General features: G+C 64.3%; 22 protein-coding genes and 9 tRNA genes. 8 read left to right on the top strand and 23 right to left on the bottom strand.

All coding sequences use genetic code 11. The features are described from left to right. Positions 1-74: 74 nt before the first annotated feature. Positions 75-623: a hypothetical protein gene (locus AB8808_RS07355; RefSeq protein WP_369928053.1), complete on the bottom strand. Its 549-nt coding sequence runs from the start codon at positions 621-623 to the stop codon at positions 75-77. A 325-nt stretch (positions 624-948) separates the two neighbouring features. On the opposite strand from AB8808_RS07355, the gene AB8808_RS07350 reads away from it, so the two are divergent. Further along, positions 949-2,334, top strand: coding sequence for an MFS transporter (locus AB8808_RS07350; protein WP_369928051.1), 1,386 nt, complete (start codon positions 949-951; stop codon positions 2,332-2,334). Between the two features lie 91 nt (positions 2,335-2,425). On the opposite strand, the gene AB8808_RS07345 is transcribed toward AB8808_RS07350, so the two are convergent. Beyond that, positions 2,426-2,515 (bottom strand) — tRNA-Ser (locus AB8808_RS07345). Between the two features lie 144 nt (positions 2,516-2,659). Here AB8808_RS07345 and AB8808_RS07340 point away from each other — a divergent pair. Next, complete coding sequence (locus tag AB8808_RS07340) at positions 2,660-3,364, top strand: PP2C family protein-serine/threonine phosphatase (RefSeq protein WP_285400981.1); 705 nt, start codon at positions 2,660-2,662, stop codon at positions 3,362-3,364. A 24-nt stretch (positions 3,365-3,388) separates the two neighbouring features. On the opposite strand, the gene dnaQ is transcribed toward AB8808_RS07340, so the two are convergent. From dnaQ to AB8808_RS07325, 3 genes are read right to left on the bottom strand one after another with little or no spacing between them, the layout of a single operon-like run. Continuing rightward, complete coding sequence (dnaQ, locus tag AB8808_RS07335; protein WP_354516446.1) at positions 3,389-4,114, bottom strand: DNA polymerase III subunit epsilon; 726 nt, start codon at positions 4,112-4,114, stop codon at positions 3,389-3,391. After that, positions 4,111-4,581 carry a ribonuclease HI gene (gene rnhA / locus AB8808_RS07330; protein ID WP_285400985.1) on the bottom strand — a complete coding sequence of 157 codons (471 nt, stop codon included), beginning with the start codon at positions 4,579-4,581 and terminating at the stop codon, positions 4,111-4,113. The genes dnaQ and rnhA overlap by 4 nt, the downstream gene beginning before the upstream one ends. A gap of 5 nt (positions 4,582-4,586) precedes the next feature. Continuing rightward, a complete protein-coding gene (locus AB8808_RS07325) occupies positions 4,587-5,279 on the bottom strand; it encodes a methyltransferase domain-containing protein (protein WP_369928047.1) in 693 nt (230 codons plus the stop codon). Between the two features lie 162 nt (positions 5,280-5,441). Here AB8808_RS07325 and gloB point away from each other — a divergent pair, with 162 nt between their 5' ends. After that, on the top strand, positions 5,442-6,209 hold the full coding sequence (gene gloB, locus AB8808_RS07320; protein ID WP_369928045.1) for a hydroxyacylglutathione hydrolase: 768 nt from the start codon (positions 5,442-5,444) through the stop codon (positions 6,207-6,209). Continuing rightward, complete coding sequence (locus tag AB8808_RS07315; protein ID WP_369928042.1) at positions 6,206-7,444, top strand: transglycosylase SLT domain-containing protein; 1,239 nt, start codon at positions 6,206-6,208, stop codon at positions 7,442-7,444. Before gloB ends, AB8808_RS07315 begins: the two co-directional genes overlap by 4 nt. Positions 7,445-7,492: 48 nt before the next feature. Here the strand turns inward: AB8808_RS07315 and fabV are convergent, their stop codons facing one another. From fabV to soxR, 10 genes are all read right to left on the bottom strand, one after another. Further along, positions 7,493-8,698, bottom strand: a complete 1,206-nt coding sequence (gene fabV / locus AB8808_RS07310) for an enoyl-ACP reductase FabV (RefSeq protein WP_369928040.1) — start codon at positions 8,696-8,698, stop codon at positions 7,493-7,495. A gap of 52 nt (positions 8,699-8,750) precedes the next feature. After that, entirely contained in the window at positions 8,751-10,661 is a 1,911-nt protein-coding gene (locus AB8808_RS07305) for a SurA N-terminal domain-containing protein (protein WP_369928038.1), read from the bottom strand. A gap of 86 nt (positions 10,662-10,747) precedes the next feature. Next, positions 10,748-10,824: transfer RNA gene (locus AB8808_RS07300), tRNA-Asp, on the bottom strand. A gap of 9 nt (positions 10,825-10,833) precedes the next feature. After that, positions 10,834-10,908, bottom strand: a tRNA-Val gene (locus AB8808_RS07295). A 16-nt stretch (positions 10,909-10,924) separates the two neighbouring features. Further along, positions 10,925-11,197: a non-specific DNA-binding protein Hbs gene (gene hbs / locus AB8808_RS07290; protein ID WP_036112061.1), complete on the bottom strand. Its 273-nt coding sequence runs from the start codon at positions 11,195-11,197 to the stop codon at positions 10,925-10,927. A gap of 331 nt (positions 11,198-11,528) precedes the next feature. After that, positions 11,529-14,036: an endopeptidase La gene (gene lon / locus AB8808_RS07285; RefSeq protein WP_369928035.1), complete on the bottom strand. Its 2,508-nt coding sequence runs from the start codon at positions 14,034-14,036 to the stop codon at positions 11,529-11,531. A gap of 171 nt (positions 14,037-14,207) precedes the next feature. Beyond that, the gene (gene clpX, locus AB8808_RS07280) at positions 14,208-15,503 is read right to left on the bottom strand and encodes an ATP-dependent Clp protease ATP-binding subunit ClpX (RefSeq protein ID WP_369928033.1); all 1,296 of its coding nucleotides are present in this window, start codon (positions 15,501-15,503) and stop codon (positions 14,208-14,210) included. 105 nt (positions 15,504-15,608) lie between these two features. After that, entirely contained in the window at positions 15,609-16,235 is a 627-nt protein-coding gene (gene clpP / locus AB8808_RS07275) for an ATP-dependent Clp endopeptidase proteolytic subunit ClpP (RefSeq protein WP_369931343.1), read from the bottom strand. Positions 16,236-16,289: 54 nt separating this feature from the next. Continuing rightward, positions 16,290-17,582 (bottom strand): trigger factor, encoded by a 1,293-nt coding sequence (gene tig / locus AB8808_RS07270; RefSeq protein ID WP_369928030.1) that lies wholly within the window; start codon positions 17,580-17,582, stop codon positions 16,290-16,292. Between the two features lie 180 nt (positions 17,583-17,762). Beyond that, the gene (gene soxR / locus AB8808_RS07265; protein WP_369928028.1) at positions 17,763-18,197 is read right to left on the bottom strand and encodes a redox-sensitive transcriptional activator SoxR; all 435 of its coding nucleotides are present in this window, start codon (positions 18,195-18,197) and stop codon (positions 17,763-17,765) included. Between the two features lie 92 nt (positions 18,198-18,289). On the opposite strand from soxR, the gene AB8808_RS07260 reads away from it, so the two are divergent. The 4 genes from AB8808_RS07260 (at position 18,290) to AB8808_RS07245 (ending at position 21,535) form a co-directional block, all read left to right on the top strand. Beyond that, the gene (locus AB8808_RS07260; RefSeq protein ID WP_369928026.1) at positions 18,290-19,675 is read left to right on the top strand and encodes an MFS transporter; all 1,386 of its coding nucleotides are present in this window, start codon (positions 18,290-18,292) and stop codon (positions 19,673-19,675) included. 115 nt (positions 19,676-19,790) lie between these two features. Next, positions 19,791-19,952: a hypothetical protein gene (locus AB8808_RS07255; RefSeq protein ID WP_369928024.1), complete on the top strand. Its 162-nt coding sequence runs from the start codon at positions 19,791-19,793 to the stop codon at positions 19,950-19,952. Between the two features lie 118 nt (positions 19,953-20,070). Next, positions 20,071-20,397 carry a lipid-A-disaccharide synthase N-terminal domain-containing protein gene (locus tag AB8808_RS07250; RefSeq protein WP_369928022.1) on the top strand — a complete coding sequence of 109 codons (327 nt, stop codon included), beginning with the start codon at positions 20,071-20,073 and terminating at the stop codon, positions 20,395-20,397. Positions 20,398-20,866: 469 nt separating this feature from the next. Next, positions 20,867-21,535, top strand: a complete 669-nt coding sequence (locus tag AB8808_RS07245; RefSeq protein ID WP_369928020.1) for a hypothetical protein — start codon at positions 20,867-20,869, stop codon at positions 21,533-21,535. 15 nt (positions 21,536-21,550) lie between these two features. On the opposite strand, the gene AB8808_RS07240 is transcribed toward AB8808_RS07245, so the two are convergent. The 8 genes from AB8808_RS07240 to AB8808_RS07205 form a co-directional block, all read right to left on the bottom strand. Then, a tRNA-Leu gene (locus AB8808_RS07240) sits at positions 21,551-21,635 on the bottom strand. 97 nt (positions 21,636-21,732) lie between these two features. Then, positions 21,733-22,584, bottom strand: a complete 852-nt coding sequence (locus AB8808_RS07235) for an alpha/beta hydrolase (protein WP_369931342.1) — start codon at positions 22,582-22,584, stop codon at positions 21,733-21,735. 236 nt (positions 22,585-22,820) lie between these two features. Then, positions 22,821-24,470 carry a phosphoethanolamine transferase gene (locus tag AB8808_RS07230; RefSeq protein ID WP_369928018.1) on the bottom strand — a complete coding sequence of 550 codons (1,650 nt, stop codon included), beginning with the start codon at positions 24,468-24,470 and terminating at the stop codon, positions 22,821-22,823. A gap of 94 nt (positions 24,471-24,564) precedes the next feature. Beyond that, a tRNA-Lys gene (locus AB8808_RS07225) sits at positions 24,565-24,640 on the bottom strand. Positions 24,641-24,668: 28 nt separating this feature from the next. After that, positions 24,669-24,745, bottom strand: a tRNA-His gene (locus AB8808_RS07220). A 14-nt stretch (positions 24,746-24,759) separates the two neighbouring features. Next, a tRNA-Arg gene (locus AB8808_RS07215) sits at positions 24,760-24,836 on the bottom strand. 23 nt (positions 24,837-24,859) lie between these two features. After that, positions 24,860-24,936: transfer RNA gene (locus tag AB8808_RS07210), tRNA-Pro, on the bottom strand. A 142-nt stretch (positions 24,937-25,078) separates the two neighbouring features. Beyond that, positions 25,079-25,155: transfer RNA gene (locus AB8808_RS07205), tRNA-Arg, on the bottom strand. Positions 25,156-25,259: the final 104 nt, after the last annotated feature.

Here is a 25,259-nt window from a genome sequence, read left to right as displayed (position 1 = left end):
TGTTACGCGCCGAGGGCTTCACCGCCTCGATCACGCTACCGCATGACGGCTGCCAGACGGCCGGTCTTGAAGGGCTAACTGCCGATCAGCACGGCCGCATCCGGGCTTCTCGCACGCGCCGCATCCGTCATCCGCGACATGGCCTCGGCAATAAATCTCTGTTCGGCTTCGGAGGTTGGGAAAAGGCGGCGAGGAAGGACCATGGCGCTGCTCTGGACCAGAAACACCCAGTATTTGCGGGTTTGAAAGAGATCCGTGACGCAACGCCAATGGGCGGTCATCTTCAGGTCGCCCAAATCATAGACTAGCGCCTCAGGGGTTAAGCGAAGCGTGAGCGGCTGCTCGTATGCCTGACCTCGCGTAGCAAGAGCCTTCCGCATGGAAGAGCTGGCCAGTCTTTGGATTATCAGCAAGCCCACCCAAGCGCCAATGAAGGCGAACTCGACCGACATCGCGGCCGCGGTCCATGATCCCGACACCCATCCCCCGACAGGGATGCCGATCACCAACATACAGATCAACAGGACCAGTTTCATCTGCCGTGGTGATACGCCTCTTCGACCCTTGATATAGGCCATGGCGCTAATGGATTCACCGGCCGTCATATCTCCTGTTACTTCCATTCTTGGTTCCTTCAAGCAGCTTGGGGCGCCACTGGCGTGACCGCGCTTGAGCGGTCGTTAGGACGCAGTGCGAGTGAAATGCACGCAGCACCGAGTAACAACCGAAGACGAGATCATACGACGCAGGTGAATATAGGAGAAATTGATTGGACTTGCATTTACAAGAGCGTGAGCCTATCGATTTACCGGCCTTTCGTGCCGAAACCGGGCGTACCCGATGCCTTTGTTGGTTGGGGCGTCTTCGGTTGTAACCGAGCCGTGGCATGCTTGGCGTTTATTTGATCATCGGTCGGGTCGTGCTCATGGGTCTGCCTAGGAAAACATCATGACGCCGTCCGCCATCGATCCCGGCACGATTTCCGCGCGGCTCGATCGCCTGCCGGCCACGCGGTCGATCTGGAAGCTGGTGGTGCTGTTGAGCCTGGGTTTCTTTTTCGAGCTGTACGACCTTCTCTACACCGGGTATGTCGCGCCGGGACTGGTCAAAGGCGGCCTGCTGACATCGACGACGCAAGGCCTGTTCGGCACCACGGGTGTAGCGAGTTTCATTGCCGCACTGTTTGCCGGGCTGTTCGTCGGTACCCTTGCGTGCGGTTTCCTCGCCGACCGTTTCGGGCGGCGCGCGATCTTCACCTATTCGTTGCTGTGGTACACGCTGGCGAATGTCGTGATGGCGTTCCAGCACACCGCCTACGGCCTCAATCTCTGGCGGTTCATCGCGGGCGTGGGAATCGGCGTCGAGCTGGTCACGATCGGCACCTATATCTGCGAACTGGTGCCGAAGCACGTTCGCGGCCGCGCGTTCGCCTGCGAGCAAGCCATCGGCTTCACTGCGGTACCTGTGGTCGCCTTCCTGTCGTACCTGCTGGTGCCGCGTGCCCCGTTCGGAATCGACGGCTGGCGTTGGGTCGTGCTGATCGGCGCGCATGGTGCGCTGTTCGTCTGGTGGATTCGCCGGGCCTTACCGGAGAGCCCCCGATGGCTCGCGCAGCAAGGGCGATTCGACGAAGCAGACCGTGTCATGCGCACGCTCGAAGCAAAGGTCGAAGCGGAGGCAGGGTATCCCTTGCCTCCGCCCGCACCCGCCTTGCCGGTACGTGCGCAGGGGCGTTTCGCCGATCTGTGGGTCACGCCGTACCGGCGTCGCACGCTGATGCTGGCGACCTTCAACGTGTTCCAGACCATCGGGTTCTATGGCTTCGCCAACTGGGTGCCGACGCTGCTGGTCAAACAGGGCATCACCGTCACGACGAGCCTGATGTACTCGACGCTGATCGCGCTCGCCGCGCCGGTCGGACCGTTGATCGGTCTGTTCGTCGCCGACCGTTTCGAACGAAAAACGGTCATCGTGCTGATGGCCGCGGCAAGCATCGTCTGCGGCCTGTGGTTCAGCCAGGCGGCCGGGGCGGTGCTGCTCGTGAGCCTCGGTATCTGCCTGACGCTCGCCAACAACATCATGTCGTACAGCTATCACGCGTATCAGTCCGAGCTTTTCCCGACGAGCATCCGCGCGCGCGCCGTCGGCTTCGTATATTCGTGGAGCCGCTTCTCGGGGATTTTCACGGCTTTCCTGATCGCCGCGGTCCTTGGGCAATTCGGCACGGTCGGCGTGTTCGTGCTTATCGCGGGCGCGATGGCGGTCGTGATCCTGGTTATCGGCCTGATGGGACGACGCACCCTTGGCATCCCGCTCGAAGCGATTTCCCAGTAGCTATTGTCGCTGTCGACATCCCGATTTGTGACCCGAGGCTCTTTTTCTCCGCCCACAAAAAAACCCGCTTTTGGCGGGCTTTTCTGTGAACTGGCGGAGAGGGTGGGATTCGAACCCACGGTTGGCTTTCACCAACGCCTGATTTCGAGTCAGGTACATTCGACCACTCTGCCACCTCTCCGTGAACGGTCGACGGCAGGGCTTTCGCTCTGCCGGGCCCTCAATGATAGTGGCTCTTTCTTGCCGTGACAACCGCCTTTTCATGCGGCATCCTGCTCGGGAAACCGGGGCCTGGCGCCCTCTCCTTTCGCTCACCAAGGCACCCATGATCGAGTTCGGACACGGCACGCATACCGGGTTGCGCCGTACGCGCAACGAGGACACCTATTACGCCGACGCCGGGCTGGGCCTGTTCCTGGTCGTGGACGGCATGGGCGGCCATCGGCATGGCGAGGTGGCTTCGGCTACGGCCCGCGACGGCGTGGTGGCCCAGGTGTCGGCCGGGCAGTCGCTGGTGGATGCCGTGCAGCGGGTCAACGAGGCGCTGATCGCCCGTTCCGTCGGCCTGCCGGAGTCGCGTCCCATGGGCACCACCATCGCCGCCGTGCGGATCATCGGGCGTGCTTACGAGGCAGCCTGGGTGGGCGACAGTCGCATCTACCGCTGGGATGGGGCGCTGGAGCGCCTGTCGCACGACCACTCCATCGTGGAGGCCTTGGTCGAGGCCGGCGAACTGACCGAAGCGCAGGCGCGGGCACATCCCCAGCGCAACGTGCTCACCCAGGCGCTGGGCATTACCGCGCCCGACCAGTTGCATATCGGCCTGGCCAAGGGCCAGCTCACCTCGGGTGCGCGGCTGTTGCTGTGCACCGACGGGCTCACCGACGAGGTGGCGGACGCGCGCATCGGCGAGATCGTGGCACGCACGGATATCGCCGCCCAGGAGGCCGTGGACCATCTGCTGCTCGAGGCCGTCTCCGGCACCGGCCGCGACAACATCACCGCCATCCTGCTGCGCGCCGCGAGCTAGCCCGACGGGCTCAGTGGATCGGCTTCAGTGGATCGTGCTGTCGGCTTCGACGGCGCGCCAGACGCTCTTCCCGCCGGCGGCCTTGTCCAAGGCATCCAGACGCGCCGTGTGCAGGGCCAGTTCTTCATCCGTGGCACGCCGCACCACGGGACGACGGGTGATGACGATCTCCCCCAGCACGTCGGTGCGCTCGTGGTCTTTCGACGCATCGAATGCGAGGTCGAGCACGACCTGGCCCGACGTCATGCCGATATAGACCTCGGCCAGCAGTTGGGCATCCAGCAGGCCGCCGTGGAGGTCGCGCTTGGTGTTGTCCACGCCCAGCCGCTTGCACAACGCATCCAGGCTGTTGCGCTGGCCGGGGTACATCGCGCGCGCCATGGCCAGCGTATCCAGCACACTGGCGTGGTCGGTGGTCTTGCCGTACTCCGGCCCCAGGCGCTTCAGCTCGGCATCGATGAAGCCGACGTCGAACGCCGCGTTGTGGATGATCAGTTCGGCGCCACGGATGAAGGCCAGGAACTCGTCCACCTTGTCGCGGAACAGCGGCTGGTCGACCAGGTCCTCGTCCTTGATGCCGGTGACCTTGCTCGCTTCCTCGTCGATGGCGCGCTCGGGATTGAGGTAGGTGTGGAAGTTCCGGCCCGTGGGACGGCGGCCGATCATCTCGACGGCGCCGATTTCCACCAGGCGATGGCCGAGATGGGCTTCCAGGCCCGTGGTTTCGGTATCGAGAACGATCTGCCTCATGCCACCTTGCCCTCCTTGTAGAGAATGGCCTGGTCGCGCGCGGCCACGTCCACGCGCTCGTTTTCCACGTGGCCATTGTGGCCCTTCACCCATTCCCAGGTGACGGTGTGCGCGGCGGCGGCGGCATCGAGGCGAATCCACAGGTCCTGGTTCTTCACCGGTTTCTTGTCGGCGGTTTTCCAGCCGTTGCGGCGCCACTTGGGCACCCACTCCTGCACGCCCTGCATGACGTATTTCGAATCGGTCATGAGGTGCACCTTGCAGCGACGGGTCAGCGCCTCCAGTGCGGAGATGGCACCCATCATCTCCATGCGGTTGTTCGTGGTGTCGCGTTCGCCGCCGGCGAGCATCTTCTCGATGCCCTTGGCGCGCAGCAGCGCCGCCCAGCCACCCGGGCCGGGATTGCCCAGGCAGGCGCCATCGGTGAAGACTTCGACGGTATCGGTATCTGTAGAGGTATCGGTCATGCGGCTCAGCTTAGGGGTTCACGGGCGTTACGGCGGGCACCGGAGGCCAGCGTGCCGGGGATCGGCGCCGGCACGGCCACCATGTGGGGGCGCAAGGGTACCGCCGACGGACGCTTTTTGCGCGCCACGAGGAAATAACCGCCGCCCACCAGGGATCCCGGGCCGGACGCGCCGCCCACCCGGGGCCACGCACTGCCGACGCGGCGCGGCATCGACAGCTCGAATTCGTCGCGGACCAGGCGCTGGCTCCACCACCACGGCCAGGTGAGACGTGGCCGCGGCGCCCGACTCTGGCGGGCCACCCATGGCGACCACAGGCCGAAGGGATGGATGCCGGTGATCGCCAGCATGCCGCCCGGCGCCAGGACGCGGATGGCCTCGTCCAGCAGGTTGTCCTGCCGCGCGGTGGTCTCCAGGGCGTGCCGCAACAGCACCACCCCGAATGCCTCATCGGCGAACGGCAGGGCCTCCAGGCCACTGGCGCGGATGTCGCCGCCCAGGGTGGCCCCGGCGACACGAACGGTGGCCCAGTGGCCCAGCAAGGGGATGGCCGGGGGCTCGGCCTGGGCGGATGTGGTCAGGTGCAGGCCGTGGTCGCCCGTGCAGCGCGCGAGCAGCGGCGCGAGCACCGCCGCCTCGTCCGCCAGCAGCTTGCGGACCTGGGGCGTCACGTAGATATCGGGGGCGAAAGCGGCCATGGGATGAAGTGTAACGGCTGCTGGCGCGGCGCAGGAGTTAACGAACGGCTAACGAGCAGGTACGAGACGGCTGATATATTCCGGCGTCCCCGCCCCGCGCCCCAGGCGCAAAGCGGCCATTCCTGGGTGTTCGCGCCCGATCCACGTCACGGAGTTCGCCCGATGCATTGGGTTGCCGTCGCGGCTTTGAGCGACAACTACATCTGGCTGGTCGCCGACGACGAGGGCCAGGCTTTCGTCGTGGATCCCGGTGAAGCCGCCCCCGTCGAAGCCGCGCTTCGCGAGCATGGCTGGCAGCTGCGGGCCATCCTGCTGACGCACCACCACAACGACCACATCGGCGGTGTGTCCGACCTCGTGCGCGATCACGACGTCGAGGTCTACGCCACGGCCGATCCGCGCATCCAGCCGAAAAACCATTTCGTCGAAGACGGCGACGTCATCACGCTGGAGGCGCCGCGCGCCACCTTCAAGGTGATGGCCGTGCCGGGCCACACGCGCACGCACGTGGCCTACTTCGGCGAAGGCTTCCTGTTCTGCGGCGACACGCTTTTCAGCATCGGCTGCGGCCGCCTGTTCGAAGGCACGCCGGAGCAGATGCTGGCCTCGCTGGATACCTTCGCCGACCTGCCGCCCGAGACCCTGGTCTGTTGCGCGCACGAATACACCGCGTCGAACATCCGCTTCGCCCTCACGGTGGACCCGGACAACCACGCCCTGCGCCTCCGTCGTGACGAGGTGGCGCGCTTGCGCGAGGAGGGCCGGCCCAGCGTGCCGAGCCGCCTCGCCGACGAGTACGCCGCCAACCCTTTCCTGCGTGTGGACAGCGAGGCCGTAGCCCGCTGGGCCCAGGCGCAAGGCGAGGCCCACGCCACGCGGACGGAGCGGTTCGCCGCGCTGCGCCGAGCCAAGGACAGCTTCAGCGCATGACCACACTCCGCCGGCGGTTGTTACCTTCCCTCCTACCGTTCCTGCTGACCGCCTGCGCCACCGGCATGACGCCGCGCGTGCCCACGGCGCCCGTGGCGGTCCCGCCGCAGACGGCGCCCGTGGAGGACGTGACGATGGCGCCGAAGCTGCTGCGTCCGGCGCCACCCGCCGATTTCTGGGCGAGCATGCGCGACAGCTTCGCCATGCCCGGCTGCGAAGCGGACCCCCAGGTCATGGCCTGGGCGCGCACCTACACGAAGATGCCGAACCGTTTCGAGCAGCAGGTCAACGAGGTGTTGCCGCTGATCGTCTATGCACACAAGTCCGCCATGCAGCACAGCGTGGCCGGCGAGTTCGCCCTGCTGCCCTGGGTAGAAAGCCAATACCGCCATGTGCCCGGCGCGAAGAACCGCCCCGCAGGCATGTGGCAGATCATGCCGCAGACGGCGCATACGCTCGGCCTGCGCGTGGACAAGAACTACGACGAGCGCCTGGACATCACCAAGTCCACGGATTCGGTGATGACGATGATGCGCCGCTACTACGACGACCTGGGCGACTGGCGCCTGGTGGACGTGGCCTACAACGCGGGCGAGTTCGGCCTGAAGAAAACCATCGACAGGCACGGCGGTCCGTCCGACGACCAGGGCCTGCCGGACGTGCCGATGAAGGCCAACACGAAGGAACACCTGGTCAAGCTGATGGCGATCGCGTGCATCGTGCGCGACCCGGCGCGCTTCAACGTGCAGTTACCGAAGCAGGATCACCAGGACGCGTTGCAGGTGGTGCAGGTAGCCAATCCGCAGTCGCTGTCGCAGGCGGCGAAGCAGTCGGGCCTGTCGATGACCGACCTGCGCGACCTCAATCCGGCCTACCGCACCACGAAGGGCACGGTGTCCGCGACGCTGCTGCTGCCGAAGTCGGCAGCCGATCAATATCGACTGGGACCGGTCGCCACGCTGGCCGATGTGACTGACGCCCCGGCGTCGGATGACACCGACGACAACGACACCTCGTCGGCGGCGGTGGCCAAGGGCAAGGCCGGCAGCCACGACAAGGCAAAGAAGAAAAAGACCGCGAAAACCGACGTGGCGATCCACAAGGTGGATAGCGGCGAGTCGTTATGGACGATCGCCCGTCGCCACCAGGTCAGCGTGGAGCAGCTGATGAAGTGGAACGACCTGCGGACGCAGGCCGTAAAACCCGGTCAGTTGCTGCGCCTCACGGCGCGCTGAGCGACATCACGGGCGCCACCCTTCGAGGTGAGGTGGCGCCCGGCTCTATCAGACCTGCACCACATCCCACTGCACATCCGGCGCGACGTCGGCGGCGTAATCCACGCCCTCCGCCTCGAAACCGAACAGCTTGATGAAGTCGTGCTTGTAGCCGGCGTAGTCGGTGACCTCGCGCAGGTTTTCCGTGGTGACGTTCGGCCACAGCGCCTTGCACTCGTTCTGCACGTCCTCGCGCAGCTCCCAGTCGTCCAGGCGCACGCGGCCCTCGGCGTCCGTGGCCGGCGCCTGGCCGTCCGCACGATACAGCCGCTCGTGGAAGAGCCGGTTGATCTGCTCGATGGTGCCTTCGTGGATGCCCTTGGTCTTCATGATCTTGAAGACCATGGACACGTAGAGCGGAATCACGGGAATGGCCGAGCTGGCCTGGGTGACCACCGATTTCATCACGCCGACGTAAGCACGCAGGCCACGGGATGCGTAACGGCTGGTCAGGTCCTTCGCGGTGCGATCAAGGTGCTGCTTGGCCTGGCCGAGCGTGCCGTGCCAGTAGATCGGCCAGGTGATTTCCGTGCCGACGTAGCTGTACGCGATGGTGGTGGCATGCTCGGCGAGCACGCCGGCCTCGCTCAGTGCTTCGATCCACAGTGACCAATCTTCACCGCCCATGACGGTCACGGTGTCCTGGATTTCCTGCTCCGTGGCCGGCTCGACGGATGCCTGGATCACGGCATCCTTGTTGGTATCCACGGACGATGCGGTGAACGTCTCGCCGATGGTCTTCAGTGCGGAGCGCACCACTTCGCCGGTCTTGGGCAGCTTGCGCACGGGCGAGGCCAGCGAATACACGACCAGATCGATCGTGCCGCCCATCTCCGCCTTGATCAGTTCGATGACCTTGGCGCGGGTCTCGTCGGCGAAGGCATCGCCGTTGACCGAGCGGCTGTACAGCCCGGCCTGGCGTGCGAGCGTGTCGAAGGCGGCGGAGTTGTACCAGCCGGCGGTGCCGGTCTTGCTCTCGCTGGACGGCTTTTCGAAGAACACGCCCAGCGTGGCCGCACCCTGCCCGAACGCGGCGGTGATGCGCGATGCCAGGCCGTAGCCGGTGGAGGCGCCGATCACCAGCACCCGCTTCGGACCTTCTGCGAAGACACCGCTGGCACGGGTGATGGCGATTTGTTCTTCCACGTTCTTCGCGCAGCCGACCGGATGAGCGGTGGTGCAGATGAAGCCACGAACCTTGGGTTGGATGATCACGGGTGGTTCCTTCGACGCGACAAGGCCACCATTGTAATACGCGAGATAGCGATCAGAGCCGGTCGTTGGCGACCTTGATCTCGCCACGAGCCTTGAGCGCCTGGATGTACTCGAGGGTGGCGGCCTGCGCCATCGCATCGATCATCTGGCCGCGCAGCGCAACGCGCTGGGCTTTCTCTACCTTGGCCGGATCGCCGTCGGTCACCTTGTCCACGGTGACCAGCGCATACGTGCCGTTGCCGACAGGCAAGGCGCTCCAGTTACCCTTGCCATCCACCGGATGCGGCAGCGAGAACGCACGCTGCAACACGGCGGGCGGCGCATCCTTGACGCCGGCGAGCTTGCTGCGCTCCACGCCCGTCAGCGTCTGCACCGGCGCCTTGACCAGCGCGGCCACGTCGCCGCCCTTGCTCAGCTGCGCGGCGAGGTCGTCGGACTGCTTCTTCGCGGCGGCGTCCACGCGCTCGTCGAGAATACGCTGGCGAATCGCCGGCGTGACATCGGCCAGGGCCTTGGGTGCCGCAGCGGCATGCTTGTCCAGGTGCATGACGACGGCATCGCCCTTCTGCACCTGCACCAGCGAGGAGTTGTTGCCCTGGTTCACCACGTCGTCGCTGAACGCCGCGGCGACGAACTTCGGATCGGCGGCAACGCCTTCGCCGCCGTTGCGACCGAACATCGGCGTGGTCTTGATCTCGATGCCCAGTTCCTTCGCGGCGGGCTCGAGCGAGCCGGGATTGCGCTCGGCCAGGTCGGCCAGCTGACCGGCACGCTCGTTGTAGAGGCGCTCGTCCTCGCCCTTGGACCAGTCGGCGGCCAGCTGTGCACGCACGTCGGCAAACGGCTTGGCATCGCCCTCGCGCGCATCGCGCACCCAGATGATGTGATAGCCCTCTTCCGGCGACAGCACGGGCTCCCTGGTGATCTCGCCCTTCTTCAGGCCGAACATGGCCGTATCGAACGCGGCATTGGCCACGCCCTTCTCCAGCCAGCCCAGGTCGCCACCGCTGCGCTTGGAACCCATATCGTCCGAGTTCTCGGCGGCCAGCTTGGCGAAGTTGTCCGGCGTGGCTTCGGCGGCGAGCTTCTTCGCCTTGTCGAGCGCGGCCTTCTGCTGCTCGGGGGTGGCGTTCTTGGGCACGTTGATGAGGATGTGCGACGCCTCGCGCTGCTCGGGCTGCGCGTAACGCTGCTTGTTCTTGTCGTAGTACTCGTGCAGCTGCGCATCGGTGGGCGCGCCGGGCTTGAGGTCGGCCTGCTTCACTTCGAGGTACTGCACCGAAACCTGTTCCGGCGTGGTGTAGTCGGCGATGTGCGACTTGTAGAAGGCATCGATATCGGTATCGGACACGTTGGTGTCGGTCAGCGACGGACGCGGCAGCACGGCGTAGCGCAGGTCGCGCTGCTGCCCGTGCAGGCGGAAGAAATTGTCGACGTCGGCGTCGGTGACCAGCGTGGTCGCGGAGATCGCTTCCGGGATCATCTGGGTGGCGAGCGAGGTGCGGATCTTGGCCTCGTACATCGCCGGGCTCATGCCCTGCATGGAGAGAATGGCGCGGTAGGCCTCGGGGCTGAACTGACCGTTGACCTGGAAACCGGGATCGGTACCGATGGCGCTGCGCACGGCGGCGTCCGACACGGTGAGGCCCAGCTCGGTGTTGGCCTGCTGCAGCAGCGCCTGGCTGATCATGCCGTCCAGCACCTTCTGCTTGAGCTCGGGTTTTTCGAGGTCGGCGGCGGTGAAGGGGGAATTCGGGTCCTGCGCGGCCTGCTGGCGCAGCGCGTTCAGGCGATCCTGCCACTCCTGCTGCGAGATCTCGTGGTCACCGACCTTCGCGACATACGTGTCCACGCGCGACACGAAGTACGACTCGATACCGAAGAAGGCGACGGCGAACACGCAGACGCCGAGGACGACGACGGCGGGCCAGCCGTGGATCTTGTTACGCAGGGCTTGCAGCATGATGCGACTCGCACGGTATGCGCCGGGCCAATCCTGACCGGCGTGTAGATAAAACAAAGGCGCCACACGGGCGCCTCTGCAGACAATGGCGGAGTGGACGGGACTCGAACCCGCGACCTCCGGCGTGACAGGCCAGCATTCTAACCGACTGAACTACCACTCCACTTCCCGATGGTGGGTGCTGAGGGGATCGAACCCCCGACCAGCGCCGTGTAAAGGCGACGCTCTACCGCTGAGCTAAGCACCCCCTCCGGTAAGACCACTTAGTTTACGTGATCCTTGAGCGCCTTGCCAGCCGTGAAGGCAGGAACCTTCGACGCCGGAATCTTGATTTCTTCGTTGGTGCGCGGGTTACGGCCCGTGCGAGCGGCGCGGCTGCGCAGCTTGAAGGTGCCGAAGCCAACGAGGGCCACGTCCTCACCCTTCTTCAGGGTGTCCTTGACCGCTTCGATCAGGCCCTCGAGCGCCTTGCCGGCGTCGGCCTTCGACAGTTCAGCCTTTTCGGCAATAGCGGCGATCAGGTCGGTTTTATTCATCAGGTAACTCCTTTCAAAGGTAATTCGAACCGCCGGACGGCGATCCTTGGTGAGAAGACGTCAGGTTCCGAATCTCACCGTGTGGCATGACTCAGCAACCCCGCGATACATGGCGCCCTTGCGGCGCGGACGATGGCGGAGCGGACTTTATACCAGTGCCCTCCCCCCACCGCAATACGAGCAATACCAACGCTTTCAGCGCATATGCATGCTATCCGGAGACTTGCGCGTCGCAACGAAAACGATTATCGCGAGTCGATCGTGACAGGACGACGAAAACGAAAGGGGCGCGGTGACCCGCGCCCCCGGAGGTTCGACGACGTTGAACGGCTCAGTGCGTCAGCGCGGGCGAGCCCTTGCCTTTGCCCTTGCGACCGGTGGCGGGCGGCAGATCCACACCGGCATCGCCGTCGCCCTTCTTGCTCGGCCCGATCGGCCGTTCCAGCGCGAGGTCGAGCACTTGGTCGATCCATTTGACCGCATGGATGTCGAGCGAGCTGGTGATGTTCTCCGGCAGATCGACCAGGTCTTTCTTGTTCTCTTCCGGAATGATGACCGTCTTGATGCCGCCGCGATGTGCCGCGAGCAGCTTCTCCTTCAGGCCACCGATGGGCAGCACGCGACCCCGCAGGGTGATCTCGCCGGTCATGGCCACGTCGGAACGCACGGGCACCTTGGTGAGTGCCGAGACCAGCGCCGTACCCATCGCGATACCCGCGCTGGGGCCGTCCTTCGGCGTGGCGCCTTCGGGCACGTGGATATGGATGTCCAGCTTCTCGTGGAAGTCCGGCTCGATGCCCAGTCCGGCCACGCGGGCACGCACCACGCTCAGCGCCGCCTGGATCGATTCCTTCATCACGTCGCCCAGCTGACCGGTGTGGACCAGGCGGCCCTTGCCGGGCACCACGGATGCCTCGATGCTGAGCAGGTCGCCGCCGACCTGCGTCCACGCCAGGCCCGTGACCAGACCCACTTCGTTCTGCTGCTCCGCGCGACCGAAATCGAACCGGCGCACGCCAAGGTAATGGTCGAGGTTGTCACCGTCCACGCGGACCAGATCGGGTGCGAGCACCTTGCCCTTCGCCGCCTTGCCCGCTGCCTTGACCTTGGCCTTGGCTTTGGCCGGCACGGTGCCCAGGGCGATTTCCTTGACCACCTTGCGGCAGATCTTGGAGATCTCGCGCTCGAGGTTACGCACGCCGGACTCACGCGTGTAATAGCGCACGATGTCACGCAGGGCGCTTTCGTCGATGCCCAGTTCCTCGACCTTCAGGCCGTTGGCCTTCAGCTGCTTGGGCAGCAGGTACTTCTGCGCGATGTTGAGCTTCTCGTCCTCGGTGTAACCCGGGATACGGATGACTTCCATGCGGTCGAGCAGCGGGCCGGGGATGTTCAGCGAATTGGCCGTGGCGATCCACATCACCTCGGAGAGGTCGAGATCGACTTCCAGGTAATGGTCGTTGAAGGCGTTGTTCTGCTCCGGGTCCAGTACTTCCAGCAAGGCGGACGACGGATCGCCGCGGAAATCCATCGACATCTTGTCGATCTCGTCCAGGACGAACAGCGGGTTCTTCGTGCCAACCTTGTTGAGGTTCTGCACGATGCGGCCCGGCATCGAACCGATGTAGGTGCGGCGATGACCACGAATCTCGGCCTCGTCGCGCACGCCACCCAGGCTCATGCGCACGAACTTTCGGTTGGTGGCCTTGGCGATGGACTGGCCGAGCGAGGTCTTGCCCACGCCGGGCGGACCGACCAGGCACAGGATCGGGCCCTTCATCGTGTTGACGCGCTGCTGCACCGCGAGGTACTCGAGGATGCGCTCCTTTACCTTCTCCAGGCCGAAGTGGTCGGCGTCGAGGGTTTCCTGCGCGAGCGCCAGGTCCTTGAGCACCTTGCTGCGCTTCTTCCACGGCACGCCCACCACCCAGTCGAGGTAGTTGCGCACCACGGTGGCCTCGGCGGACATCGGCGACATCTGCTTGAGCTTGTTGAACTCCTGACGCGCCTTGGCGAGCACGGCCTTGGGCATGCCGGCGGCGTCGATCTTCTTTTGCAGCTCCTCGATCTCGTTGGTGCCCTCTTCGCCCTCGCCCAGTTCCTTCTGGATGGCCTTCATCTGTTCGTTGAGGTAGTACTCGCGCTGGCTCTTCTCCATCTGCGACTTCACGCGGCCGCGGATGCGTTTTTCCACCTGCTGCAGGTCCATCTCGCCGTCCACGAGACCGATGAGCAGTTCCAGCCGCTCACCTACGTCGGACGTTTCGAGCACGCGCTGCTTGTCGCCCATGCGCACGGAGAGGTGCGCGGCGATGGAGTCGGCCAGGCGCGACGGATCGTCGATGCCCGAGAGCGTAGCCAGGATCTCCGGCGGCAGCTTGCGGCTCTGCTTCACCAGTTGTTCGAACAGCGACACCAGCGAACGCGAGACGACGTCGAGTTCCCGTTCGTTCTTGCTGTACACCGGCTCGATGACGCGCGAGCGGCCGCTCATCATGCCGGCCTCGTCCTCGAACGCCTCGATCTGCACACGCGACTGGCCTTCGACCAGCACCTTGACGGTGCCATCGGGCAGTTTCAGCAGCTGCAGGACGCCCGCCAGCGTGCCGACCTGGTGCAGGTCGTCGATCGACGGGTCGTCGATGTCGGGGCTCTTCTGGGCGACCAGCAGGATCTGCCGCTCGCCTTCCATCGCCCGCTCCAGCGCACGCATGGACTTGTCGCGCCCCACGAACAGCGGGATGACCATGTGCGGATAGACGACGACGTCACGCAGGGGCAGGACCGGCAGTAGGTCCAGCTCGGATCCGCTCGTGGTCTGGTTGCGATTCTTCGCCATGTGCTTGGGTTTTCCCTCAGGGTTTTTGGGCTCGCCCCGACACTGCGCCGGAGCCGCCATACACGTCAAGTGGTGGTTCGCGAAGGAACGATCAAGAGCGGAACCACGAAAGAAAACGGCCCCGACGTCATGGACGCCGGGGCCGCGGTAGCGCTCGCGATGCCGGTGAGATCAGGCCGCGTCGCCGCCCTCGCCCGCGATCCGCTGCTGTTGCAGGTTGCCGCGGTAGATCAGGTAGGGCTCCGCCTGTCCGTCGATCACGGCGTCGTCGACCACCACCTTGCTGACATGCTCCAGCGAGGGGATCTCGAACATCGTGTCGAGCAGCACCTGTTCGAGAATGGTTCTCAGCCCGCGTGCGCCTGTCTTGCGCTTGAGCGCGCGACGGGCGATGGCGACCAGGGCCTCCGGGCGGAATTCCAGCTCGGCGCCTTCCATGTCGAACAGCTTGCGGAACTGCTTGGTGACCGCGTTCTTCGGCTCGGTGAGGATCTGCACCAGGGCAGCCTCGTCGAGCTCGTCCAGCGTGGCCACGACCGGCAGGCGCCCGACGAACTCGGGAATCAGGCCGAAACGGACCAGATCGGCCGGCTCGACTTCCGACAGCGTCTTGCCGACGTTTTCCGTGCGCTCCTTGGAGCGGACCTCGGCCTTGAAGCCGATGCCCGTGGTCTCGGAACGCTGCTGGATCACCTTGTCCAGCCCCGCGAACGCGCCGCCGCAGATGAACAGGATGTTGCGCGTATCGACCTGCAGGAATTCCTGCTGCGGATGCTTGCGGCCACCCTGCGGCGGCACCGAGGCGAGCGTGCCCTCGATCAGCTTGAGCAGCGCCTGCTGCACGCCTTCGCCGGAGACGTCGCGGGTAATCGACGGGTTCTCGCTCTTGCGCGAGATCTTGTCGATTTCGTCGATGTAGACGATGCCGCTCTGCGCCTTCTCGACGTCGTAATCGCACTTCTGCAGCAACTTCTGGATGATGTTCTCGACATCCTCACCCACGTAACCGGCTTCGGTCAGCGTGGTGGCATCCGCGATGGTGAACGGCACGTTGAGCAGGCGCGCCAGCGTTTCAGCCAGCAGCGTCTTGCCCGAACCGGTCGGACCGATCAACAGGATATTGGACTTGCTCAGTTCGACATCGTCGTTCTTCTGGCGCGATTCGATGCGCTTGTAGTGGTTGTATACCGCCACCGACAAGGCTTTCTTGGCGCGCGTCTGCCCGACCACGTACTGGTCGAGCGCTTCCATGATCTCGCGCGGCTTGGGAAGTTGGGTACGGCCAGAGGCCGCCTTCTCTTCGAGTTCCTCGCGAATGATGTCGTTGCACAGCTCAACGCATTCGTCGCAGATGAACACGCTGGGGCCGGCGATCAACTTGCGCACTTCATGCTGGCTCTTGCCGCAGAAGGAGCAATAAAGAATCTTTCCGCCGTCGTTGGAACGGCTTTGCCGCTCGTCGCTCATGCTTTGGGCCCTACTGATAATCCAGGTGCGCTTTGAGAATAGCACAGCGCTCCGCCCCTTGAATCAGGGGCGAAGTGCCGGTTTTCACAAGCGTGTACGTTCAAATCAAGCCGAGCGGACGGTGTCGACCGCGCGCTTGTCGGGCACCGAGTCGATCAGGCCATACGCCTGGGCCTCGGCGCCGCTCATGAAGCGGTCGCGCTCGGTATCCCGGGCGATTTCCTCGACCGTCTTGCCACTGTGGTGGGCAAGGATGGCGTTCAGGCGCTCGCGCATGGTCAGGATTTCACGGGCGTGAATCTCGATGTCCGTGGCCTGGCCCGAGATACCACCGGCCCAGGGCTGGTGGATCATGATGCGCGAGTGCGGCAGCGAATACCGCTTGCCCGCCGCACCGGCGGCCAGCAGCAAGGCGCCCATGGAGGCGGCCTGGCCGATGCACATGGTGCTGACGTCCGGCTTCACGAACTGCATCGTGTCGTAGATCGCCATGCCCGCGGTGACCGAGCCGCCGGGGCTGTTGATGTACAGGTTGATGTCCTTGTCCGGGTTTTCGGATTCCAGGAACAGCAACTGGGCGACGATCACATTGGCCATGTAATCGTCGACCGGGCCGACCGCGAAGATGATGCGCTCCTTGAGGAGACGCGAGTAGATGTCGTACGAACGCTCGCCGCGCGAGGTTTGCTCGACGACAATGGGCACCAGGTTGAGGTTCTGGATCGGAGCCATGGACATGCGGTCTCTCCTAGGTGTGGGGCCCGGCTGTTGCAAGAGGATCGGTGCTTACGCGCCGATCGGTCGCATCACCTCGTCGAAGCTCAGCTCCTGGTCGGTGGATTTGGCGTTGTCCGCCACCCATTCCGCCACCTGATCTTCCATCACGCGGTTCTGCAGTCCCGACATCAGTTGGGGATCGCTGTTATACAGTTCAATGACCTTTTCCGGTTCTTCATAGGTAGAGGCGATCGCGGTCAGCATCTCGGCCATGCGCTTGCGGTCCAGGCGCAGCTCGTTCTTGCGGGCGATCTCACCCATCAGCAGCGCGGCGGCGACGCGCTTGCGCGCGAACGGAGCGGCCTCGGCCACCATCTGCGGGCTGGGCTCCTGGCCACGCGGCAGGTTGCCGGACGCCAGGCTGCGGGCCTCGGCGTCGACCATCAGCTCGGGCACTTCCAGTTCCGGGTAGGCGGCGGCCAGCTTCTCGGCCACTTCCGACTTCAGGCGGGCCATCACGGTGGCTTTCAGCTCACGCTCGAGGTTGGCGCGGACTTCCTTGCGGAAGGTTTCCAGGTCGCCGTCGACCACGCCGAACAGCTTGACGAACTCGGCATCCACGGCCGGCAGGTTGGGCTCCTGCACCTTCACGATCTTGAAGGTGACCTTGGCGGTCTTGCCGGCGAGCTCGGGGTTGCGGAAATCGTCCGGGAAAGCGACGTCCTGGACCAGGTCCTCACCCGCGGTGCGGCCGGTCAGGGCCTCGTCCAGCGCCTTGAACAGGGTGCCGGAGCCGAGCACGCTACCCGCGCGCTCAAGGCCTTCGGCCGGGAAGCGATAGTCGCCGGCTTCGGCGGCGTATTCGAACATGACGAAGTCGCCGTCCTTGGAGGCGCGCGTTACTTCGTCGAAGCTGCGGCGCTGGGTGCGCAGCGTCTCGATCATCTTGTCGATGTCGGCGTCCTTCACCTCGGCCTTGGGCCGGGCGATCTCGAGCGCGGCGACGTCGATCGCCGGGAACTCCGGCATGATCTCGAACGTGGCGGTGTAGGCGATCTCGCCCGCTTCCGCGTTGCCCGTGGTGTCCACCGACGGGTTGGCGATCGGCTGCAGTTTCTCCTGCTCGACGGCCTCGCGCAGGGTGCTGCCGATCAGCTCGGACAAGGCCTCGCCACGGACCTGCGCGCCGAAGCGCTGCTTGATCACGGTGGTGGGCACCTTGCCCGGACGGAAGCCCTTCAGGCGGACCGTGCGACCCATTTCCGCGATGCGCGCGTTCACCTGCGACTCCAGGCGCTCCGCCGGGAACTTCACCGTGAGCTTGCGCCCGAGCTTGCCGACATTCTCAACCGAAACCTGCATGACCTCTCCTGAAACCGCCACGTGACGTGGCGCGATGGCGAGCTTCCGTCGCCGTAACCAGAACAATGGGACCCACCGCGAATGTCGGACGCGTCGCCGCGACTTTCGTCTCCGGCGGCGAAAAAACCCCGCAAATGACTGCCCATTCTACGTTTTGCCCTCCCAATGCCGCAACCTGCCTTATCCGGGAGCCCAGCGCCTGGGACCACCACCGTCCGCTGCCAGCGAATCTCCCGGATTGGCCAGGGCGCAGGCTGTCAACGAGAGGCAGCCGCAGCCGATGCAGTCCGCCAGTTTATCTTTTAGATTAAGTAGTTGCGCAATACGCTGATCCATTTCCTCCCTCCATGCCGCTGACATCCTCGCCCAGTCCTCCCGGGTCGGTGTGCGCGAGTCCGGCAGGGTCGCCAGCGCCTGCCGGATCGCCTCCAGCGGCATGCCGACCCGCTGCGCTACCCGGATGACCGCGATCCGGCGCAGCACGTCGGCGGAAAAGCGACGCTGGTTGCCCGACGTTCGCAGGCTGTGGATCAGCCCCTTCCGCTCGTAGAAGTGCAGTGCCGACACAGCCACGCCCGCACGCCGGGCCACCTCACCCACGCTCAGTTCCCGCATCTGTTGACCTGAATATTGGTTGAGGTCTCATGCTGCGCCTTTCCGGTCGCCGCAGGCAAGCGTGCGACACTCCCCGCCCCAAGGACACCAGCATGCACGTGGGAACCCCCGAACCCGATCGCCTTTCCGATACCGCCACACCCGCCGACGAGGGCATCCTCGGCCCGCGCTACCGGGCGGCCACCCTCGGGATGGCCAGCCTCATCTCGCTGATCGCCTTCGAGGCGCTGGCGGTCACCACTGCCATGCCGACGGTCGCGCGGGAGCTGGACGGCCTGCGCGCGTACGCCCTGGCCTTCGGCGGCGTGCTGGCCACCAGCATCATCGGCATGACGGTGTCCGGCCGCTGGACCGATCGCCGCGGGCCCGCCCCGGCCATGTGGACCGGCCTGGCCGGTTTCGTCACCGGCCTGCTCGTGGCCGGCTTCGCACAGAACATGCCGATGCTGCTGGCGGGCCGCCTGGTCCAGGGGCTCGGCGCCGGCTGTCTCTCGCCGGCGCTTTACGTGATCGTCGGGCGGCTCTATCCGGCTCCCCTGCGACCGAAGGTCTTCGCCTCGTTCTCCGCCGGGTGGGTCGTGCCCGCCCTGATCGGCCCGGCCGTCAGCGGCGCCATCGTGGAGCACGTCGGCTGGCGCTGGGTCTTTCTCGCCGTGCCCGTGCTGGCCCTGCCCGCCGCGCTCGGCCTGCGGGGTGCGCTGCGCTCCCTGCCCGCACCTTCGGACAACGCGTCGGACGCCGGCACCCGACTTCCCGACGCCATCGGCGCCTCGCTCGGCGTTTGCCTGTTGTTCGCCGCAGGCCAGGAACGCGGGGTCGTTGCCGCCTCGCTCCTGCTGCCGTCACTCGCCCTGCTGATCTTCTGCGGCCGCCGCCTTCTACCCGCCGGCACGCTCCGCGCCGCCAGTGGCCTGCCCGCGGTCATCGCCCTGCGCGGTATCGCGGCCTCCGCCTTCTTCGGCGCCGAGGCCTTCCTTCCGCTGGTCTTCACCCAGCAGCACGGGCTGTCGCCGACATGGTCGGGCCTGGCGATCAGCGTGGGCGCGATCGGCTGGTTCTCCGGCTCGTGGTACCAGGGCCATTACGCGACGATCTCCCGCCTGCAATTGCTCACGCGCGGCACCGCCCTGATGGTGCTCGGCGTGGGCATCGTCACCTGCGCCGTGTTCGCCTGGATGCCCGTGCCGGCGGCGGTCGCGGGTTGGCTGCTCACGGGGCTAGGCATGGGCATGCTCTACGGCACGCTGTCTGTCCTGGCGCTGTCGATGTCGGCCACGCACGAGCAAGGCCGCAACAGCTCGGCGCTACAACTGTGCGAATCGTTGATGGTGGCCACGACACTCGCCATCGGCGGGACATTGTTCGCCGCGTTGCTCGATGTGTCGCATACGGCCGCTTTCATGGCGAACTTCGCCATCACGCTGGTGCTCGCGGTGCTGGCGACGATCGTGGCGCGGCGGACTCGGGCGGACGGGTGATAGCCCACCGTCGATGACGGCTATTTTTCAGATTGATCGTATGGATCGGTCGTGGGTTTTACGCGAGCATGGGGGTTCAACTTCATTCGAACACCAGACACCCGAGCTATTGCGCATGACACCCGACGACCTGGAAAAAATCCGCGCGGAGATCGGCAAGCTCATGGCGGAGACGTCGAAGATCAACGCCGAGGCGCGCTGGTATCCCTTCGTTGCTACGGCAGGGCTTTTTGCGGCGGCGCTGGGATTTCTCAAACTCGTGGGCATGCTTAGTTAGAGTCCGTCATAGCCCACGTCATCCGTCGGTAACAACGAAGCCTTCTTTTCGGAGGAACCGTATGGATTGCACATAACGGCCACGCCAACATGACCGCTTGAATCTTCGAGGCAGCAAGGTGAACGAAGCGATTTTTACGACGCTCGGCGTGACATTGACGCCCTGGAAAACTGTCGGCTACGCCGGAACCTTACTTTTTTCCCTGCGATGGTTGATTCAGGCCCATGCCAGCAGAAAGGCCGGCTCGATTCGTATTCCCGCATCCTTCTGGTGGTTATCGCTTGGTGGAAGCTTCCTTACCTTGCTGTACTTCGTATTTGGAAAGAACGACTCCGTCGGCATCATCTCCAGCATCTTTCCCTTGATATCGGCTGCTTACAGCCTTCAACTCCATCGTCGCCGGCCAACAGAAGCAATACACGCGAGCTCAAGCAAGCAGGTCTGAATCGGCACAGCATCCGTACGAACGAAGCACCGACTCAGAAGCTTGCGACTTAGAGGCCGGTGCCCGGACGAGGTGTGAGCAAGTCAACGATCCAGACCACGATGCCGTGGGTTTGAACACGCTGACTTTCGAGATTCATCGAATCGATTTTCATCGGAACTCCTTTCTGAGAGTGACGCCGCGCCTCGTGCGGCGACACAATCCTCCGCTTCCGCAAGGTGGAGGCATGTAGGCTTTCGACGCATCCCATGGTTATCGTCAGCCGATGACGCAGGCCAAGCTTCGCTACGGTCCTGGCATCGCACTTGGTAGATCGCGACTGACGCCTTGACTGAGGTCTCGGCCATCAACGCGCAAATCGCCAGATTGGCGAATACCAGTCCGCTGACATCGATTTTTCGGAATGCTCTTATGGAGATGACGGGCGAACAACGCGACGCTGGAACCTCGAATCGAACGAGGACAGACCATGCGTCTCATGTTGATCACAGGCATCCTTACCTTTCCGATCGTTGCCACAGCCCAGGTCGTATCGCAGCACGCATCCGTTTCTGCCAACAGCGAGACAACCGTGGTTCGCCACGTCATGCTTAAAGACGAGCATGGTGTCGACGTACTCGTCGAGCAGAAGCTTATCGAATTGCAAAACGGCGACTATGTGTACCTGCACGATTCGCAACCCCAGGCCACGAGAGATCTGGATGAGCGCATCTGTGCAAGCACAGGCTCCAGCGCATCGCATAGCGCGGTTTCGCGCTGGAGTCCTGAGACACTCGGCGGCGGCGTATGTCGTGACGAGCATCCGGTGGAGCCCGCAGATAGGGCAACGCGTAACGCAGAGGCTATATTCATTCAGGCGATCGCGCCTGGTCCTTACGTCGTACCGGCCGGCCAGAACTCAGCGCACCGGGGAAGCGCGAACTACAGCCTGGACTCGGCCGGCACCATCACCGGCGAACTCGTGGTGGATAGCCGTTGCCGTAGCTCATTGTCGGACTACGTGCGTGGCCCTGGTCAAGGCAGCACATGGGCCTACGTGAACTGCTTCATGCCGGCGGCTGGCAATTTCCCCACGCAAATGAATGCATGCGCAGGCGCCCGGTGCTCGTCAGACAGGAACAGCATTACTGCGTTCTGATCCATCGAGGAAGGATGGTGCGAGAGGCGGGACTCGAACCCGCACGGGTTACCCCGTCAGAACCTAAATCTGGTGCGTCTACCAATTCCGCCACTCTCGCCCGCGGCGCCATTCTAGGACGCCGCCGGGCCGAGGTCCACCAGAGGCCTGGTGACACGACATCGTCCGGCCGCCTGGACCCCATACCCCACGCGAGGTCACTCCCGTGAAGCCGGAAGCATCCCGATGCTTTGCATCCACGTGTCGACCAGGGCCGGCCACCGTGTAATCGGCTCGGCCGTCGGTCGCAGCCCGAACGCATGACCACCGTGCGGGTAGACATGCAGCTCCGCCTGCACACCTGCCTCCTTGAGCGCCCGGTAATACACCAGCACCTGATCCACGCCGTCCACGTGGTCGTCCTCCGCCTGCAGCAGGAACGTCGGCGGGGCATCCTTCGGTACGCGTACGGTGGGATTAAGCGTTGCCCGGTCGGCGGTCAGGTGCCCCGGATAGATGCCCACGGCAAAATCCGGTCGCGCGCTCACCGTATCCACATCATCGACAGGACGATAGACGCGGCGCCTGAAATTCGTACTTGCCTCGGCGACGAGAAAACCACCCGCCGAAAACCCCAGTACGCCGACCTTGCCTGCGTCGACATGCCAGGCCGCGGCGTGGGAACGGATCAGTCGCATGGCACGCTGCGTGTCCTGGTAGGACGGCACGGACAGCGCGAAGTTGTGCGGGCGGCAGTCGCAGGTCCAGTCGTAGGGCGCACTGGGGATACGGTATTTCAGCAGCACGCAGGTCACGCCTCGCTGCACCAGCCAGTCGCATACCTCGGTACCTTCCAGGTCCATCGCCAGGATCGAGAACCCGCCGCCGGGAATGACCAGTACAGCCGTGCCGTTGCCTGGTGCCGAGGGTGGATAGACCGTGATCGTCGGTATCGAGACGTTATGGATCGCCGTGACCGTCTTGCCACCGATGCGGTCGCTGCCCGTAGATACGTATTCCGGACCCGGGGGCGCAGGCGATGACGGTGGTGCGTCGGGCCACAGCGGCATCTGCGAGAGACCCCGCGCGGGTTGCCAGACCGGCTCGGCCGCTGGCGTCACCGCCGGCAGGAGCGACAGAAGAAAAACCACGATCCAACGCTTCATGCATACCCCCTGATGGTGAAGCCCGACCGCATCCGCTCGCACCCCGTGCGACCTGACGGTCAACGTGGTCCGAATCATGGACGGGCGACAGGGCCTGGCGGTGTCACGAAGATGGCGTGAATCGGGCCCATCGGCACGGGTCAGCCGCGGCAGCCGGCCAGCAGGTCGAGCGCCGGGACATAGACACTCGTACGCGTGTCGAAGAAACCCAGCAGCGTATGGAACAGGTTGTCCTGGCTCGACGGCTGCACGCGGCGCTGGTCCAGGCATGCCATGCGGACACCGGCATCGCGCACCCACCCCGGCGAGAACCACATCAGCATCGGGATATGCTTCTGCTGACTGGGTGCGGTGTCCCAATCGGCCCCGTGCAGGTAGACGTCGTTCTCGCCCAGCGACTCCCCGTGATCGGACAGGTACATCATGACGCTGTCGACCTCGGGCGCCGCCTTCAATGCTTCCACCACGCGACCCAGGGTGTGGTCGGTGTAGAGGATGGTGTTGTCGTAGCTGGCCACTGCCTGCGCATAGGTGCATGTCTGCACCTCCGCGGTATCGCATCCGGGCTTGAACACGTTGAACGCGGCAGGATAGCGCTGGAAGTACGCCGGCCCGTGACTGCCCTTGATGTGCAGCACCAGCAGCGCGGGCGAGCGCATGCGTGCCAGGCGTGCCGGCAGGTCGGCCAGCAGCACCTCGTCGAGGCAACCGTCGGCGTTGCACAGCCCAGCCACCTTGTCGTTGGTGACATCGTCATTGGGCACCCGCAGGCACACGTCCTTGCAACCTTCGTCGTTGTCTCGCCAGAACACGTCCACGCCGGCGTGCTGCAGCACATCGAGCACGTTCCAGCGCGCCTTGGCCACGGGCTTGTCGAACTTCTCCCGCGTCATGTTCGAGAACATGCAGGGCACCGACACCGTGGTGGCCGTGCCGCATGACCGTGCATCGGTGAAGTAGGTCACACCCGCGCGCGTCATCTCGGGATTGGTGTCGCGTGCGTAACCCTGCAACGACTGGTTCTCTGCGCGCGCGGTCTCCCCCACCACCAGCACGACGATCCGCTTGCGCGCCGCCATCGCGGCGTTCGGTGCCAACGTGGCGTCGGTGCCGATCGGCGTCATGGTGGTCTTCCGGCGGAACACGTCACGCTGCAGGTAGTGAAACGTGCCGCTGAGCGCGGCGTACGGGTTGAACACCTCGTACAGGGTGCGGTGGTTGCGCTCAAAGTAGACGTACGTGCGACCGACCAGCAGGGGTGGCACGAGCATCAGCGCGGCAGCGACGCACACAACGATGGCTCGCCAGCCGAGATCTCGCTGCCAGCGGGCGAAGCGCAATGGCACGACGAGGACGAGCACTGCCGGCAGCACGCCGAACAGGGCGATCCAGCCCACCGAGCCAGGGGTGATCATCGCCATGGCTTCGGCGCGCTGCGTCTCGAAGATGCTCTGGATGATTTCTTCGTTGAGACGCACGCCGAAGGCCTGCGCGTAATACGCACTGGCGGCGGAGATAAGGATCAGCAGTGCCAGCAGCGGCTTACCGATGCGCGGCCAGGTCACCAGCGCGATGGTCAGGGCAAGATTGCCGATCAGGCGGCAATAGACGGCCACCCCCAGCGCGCCGAACCCGACCGCGCCTCGCGATACGGCCAGCGCCTCATGCACTTCCGCCCAGAGACTGCGGTTGAGCACCAGCAGGATGTAGAGGGCGACGACAACGGCCAGCAGCCAGGCGGGCAACGCAAAGCGAGAACGGTTTGACGAGAATCGTTGGAACACGGACATCGGGCATCCTGTCTGGCCCGGAGATTCGCGAGCGACTGATGAAGCAAGACCATAAAAAAAGGCACCTAGATTGCTCTAAGTGCCTGATTCAAATTGGTGGGCCGTGTAAGATTCGAACTTACGACCAATTGATTAAGAGTCAACTGCTCTACCAACTGAGCTAACGGCCCGTTTTAAACTCGCAAACCACGTTGTAAGTGGGGTGGACGATGGGACTCGAACCCACGACATCCGGAATCACAATCCGGTACTCTAACCAGCTGAGCTACGCCCACCATAAAACACGTTCTGGCGCGCCCGACAGGAATCGAACCTGCAACCGTCGGCTTAGAAGGCCGATGCTCTATCCGGTTGAGCTACAGGCGCAGGCACTGTACGTAGAACGCCATTGGTCGGGGCAGAGGGATTCGAACCCCCGACATCCAGCTCCCAAAGCTGGCGCTCTACCAGACTGAGCTATACCCCGAACTTCTAAGCGACAGCCCCATCTACCGGGTTGAAGCCTTCAAATGTTACGGGTCTAACTCAAGCCCGTCAATCCGTATGAACACACCACACTTTCAACTATCGCTACCGTCGCGCTGACGCGTCGGCTTTCTGCTTAAAGATGGTGCGCCCGGAGAGATTCGAACTCCCGACCACCAAGTTCGTAGCCTGGTACTCTATCCAACTGAGCTACGGGCGCACACTTTGAAACGTTGACCCCGGCGATAACGTTGGGAGCCGTTAGCGCCGTGCCGAGAAGCGGAATTATTCAGATATCGAGGCTGTGCGTCAACACTTTTCTGA

The sequence above is a fragment of the Xanthomonas sp. NCPPB 2632 genome, from assembly GCF_041228075.2.
Lineage (GTDB): Bacteria > Pseudomonadota > Gammaproteobacteria > Xanthomonadales > Rhodanobacteraceae > Luteibacter.
Note: the sequence above shows the minus strand (reverse complement) of the source record. Positions and strands in the feature narration are given on the sequence as shown.

Coding starts and splice junctions, on each gene's coding strand:
- AB8808_RS07355 (WP_369928053.1), bottom strand. CDS start 623: ATGGAAGTAACAGGAGATATGACGGCCGGTGAATCCATTAGCGCCATG.
- AB8808_RS07350 (WP_369928051.1), top strand. CDS start 949: ATGACGCCGTCCGCCATCGATCCCGGCACGATTTCCGCGCGGCTCGAT.
- AB8808_RS07340 (WP_285400981.1), top strand. CDS start 2,660: ATGATCGAGTTCGGACACGGCACGCATACCGGGTTGCGCCGTACGCGC.
- dnaQ (WP_354516446.1), bottom strand. CDS start 4,114: ATGAGGCAGATCGTTCTCGATACCGAAACCACGGGCCTGGAAGCCCAT.
- rnhA (WP_285400985.1), bottom strand. CDS start 4,581: ATGACCGATACCTCTACAGATACCGATACCGTCGAAGTCTTCACCGAT.
- AB8808_RS07325 (WP_369928047.1), bottom strand. CDS start 5,279: ATGGCCGCTTTCGCCCCCGATATCTACGTGACGCCCCAGGTCCGCAAG.
- gloB (WP_369928045.1), top strand. CDS start 5,442: ATGCATTGGGTTGCCGTCGCGGCTTTGAGCGACAACTACATCTGGCTG.
- AB8808_RS07315 (WP_369928042.1), top strand. CDS start 6,206: ATGACCACACTCCGCCGGCGGTTGTTACCTTCCCTCCTACCGTTCCTG.
- AB8808_RS07305 (WP_369928038.1), bottom strand. CDS start 10,661: ATGCTGCAAGCCCTGCGTAACAAGATCCACGGCTGGCCCGCCGTCGTC.
- hbs (WP_036112061.1), bottom strand. CDS start 11,197: ATGAATAAAACCGACCTGATCGCCGCTATTGCCGAAAAGGCTGAACTG.
- lon (WP_369928035.1), bottom strand. CDS start 14,036: ATGGCGAAGAATCGCAACCAGACCACGAGCGGATCCGAGCTGGACCTA.
- clpX (WP_369928033.1), bottom strand. CDS start 15,503: ATGAGCGACGAGCGGCAAAGCCGTTCCAACGACGGCGGAAAGATTCTT.
- clpP (WP_369931343.1), bottom strand. CDS start 16,235: ATGGCTCCGATCCAGAACCTCAACCTGGTGCCCATTGTCGTCGAGCAA.
- tig (WP_369928030.1), bottom strand. CDS start 17,582: ATGCAGGTTTCGGTTGAGAATGTCGGCAAGCTCGGGCGCAAGCTCACG.
- soxR (WP_369928028.1), bottom strand. CDS start 18,197: ATGCGGGAACTGAGCGTGGGTGAGGTGGCCCGGCGTGCGGGCGTGGCT.
- AB8808_RS07260 (WP_369928026.1), top strand. CDS start 18,290: ATGCACGTGGGAACCCCCGAACCCGATCGCCTTTCCGATACCGCCACA.
- AB8808_RS07255 (WP_369928024.1), top strand. CDS start 19,791: ATGACACCCGACGACCTGGAAAAAATCCGCGCGGAGATCGGCAAGCTC.
- AB8808_RS07245 (WP_369928020.1), top strand. CDS start 20,867: ATGCGTCTCATGTTGATCACAGGCATCCTTACCTTTCCGATCGTTGCC.
- AB8808_RS07235 (WP_369931342.1), bottom strand. CDS start 22,584: ATGCCGCTGTGGCCCGACGCACCACCGTCATCGCCTGCGCCCCCGGGT.
- AB8808_RS07230 (WP_369928018.1), bottom strand. CDS start 24,470: ATGTCCGTGTTCCAACGATTCTCGTCAAACCGTTCTCGCTTTGCGTTG.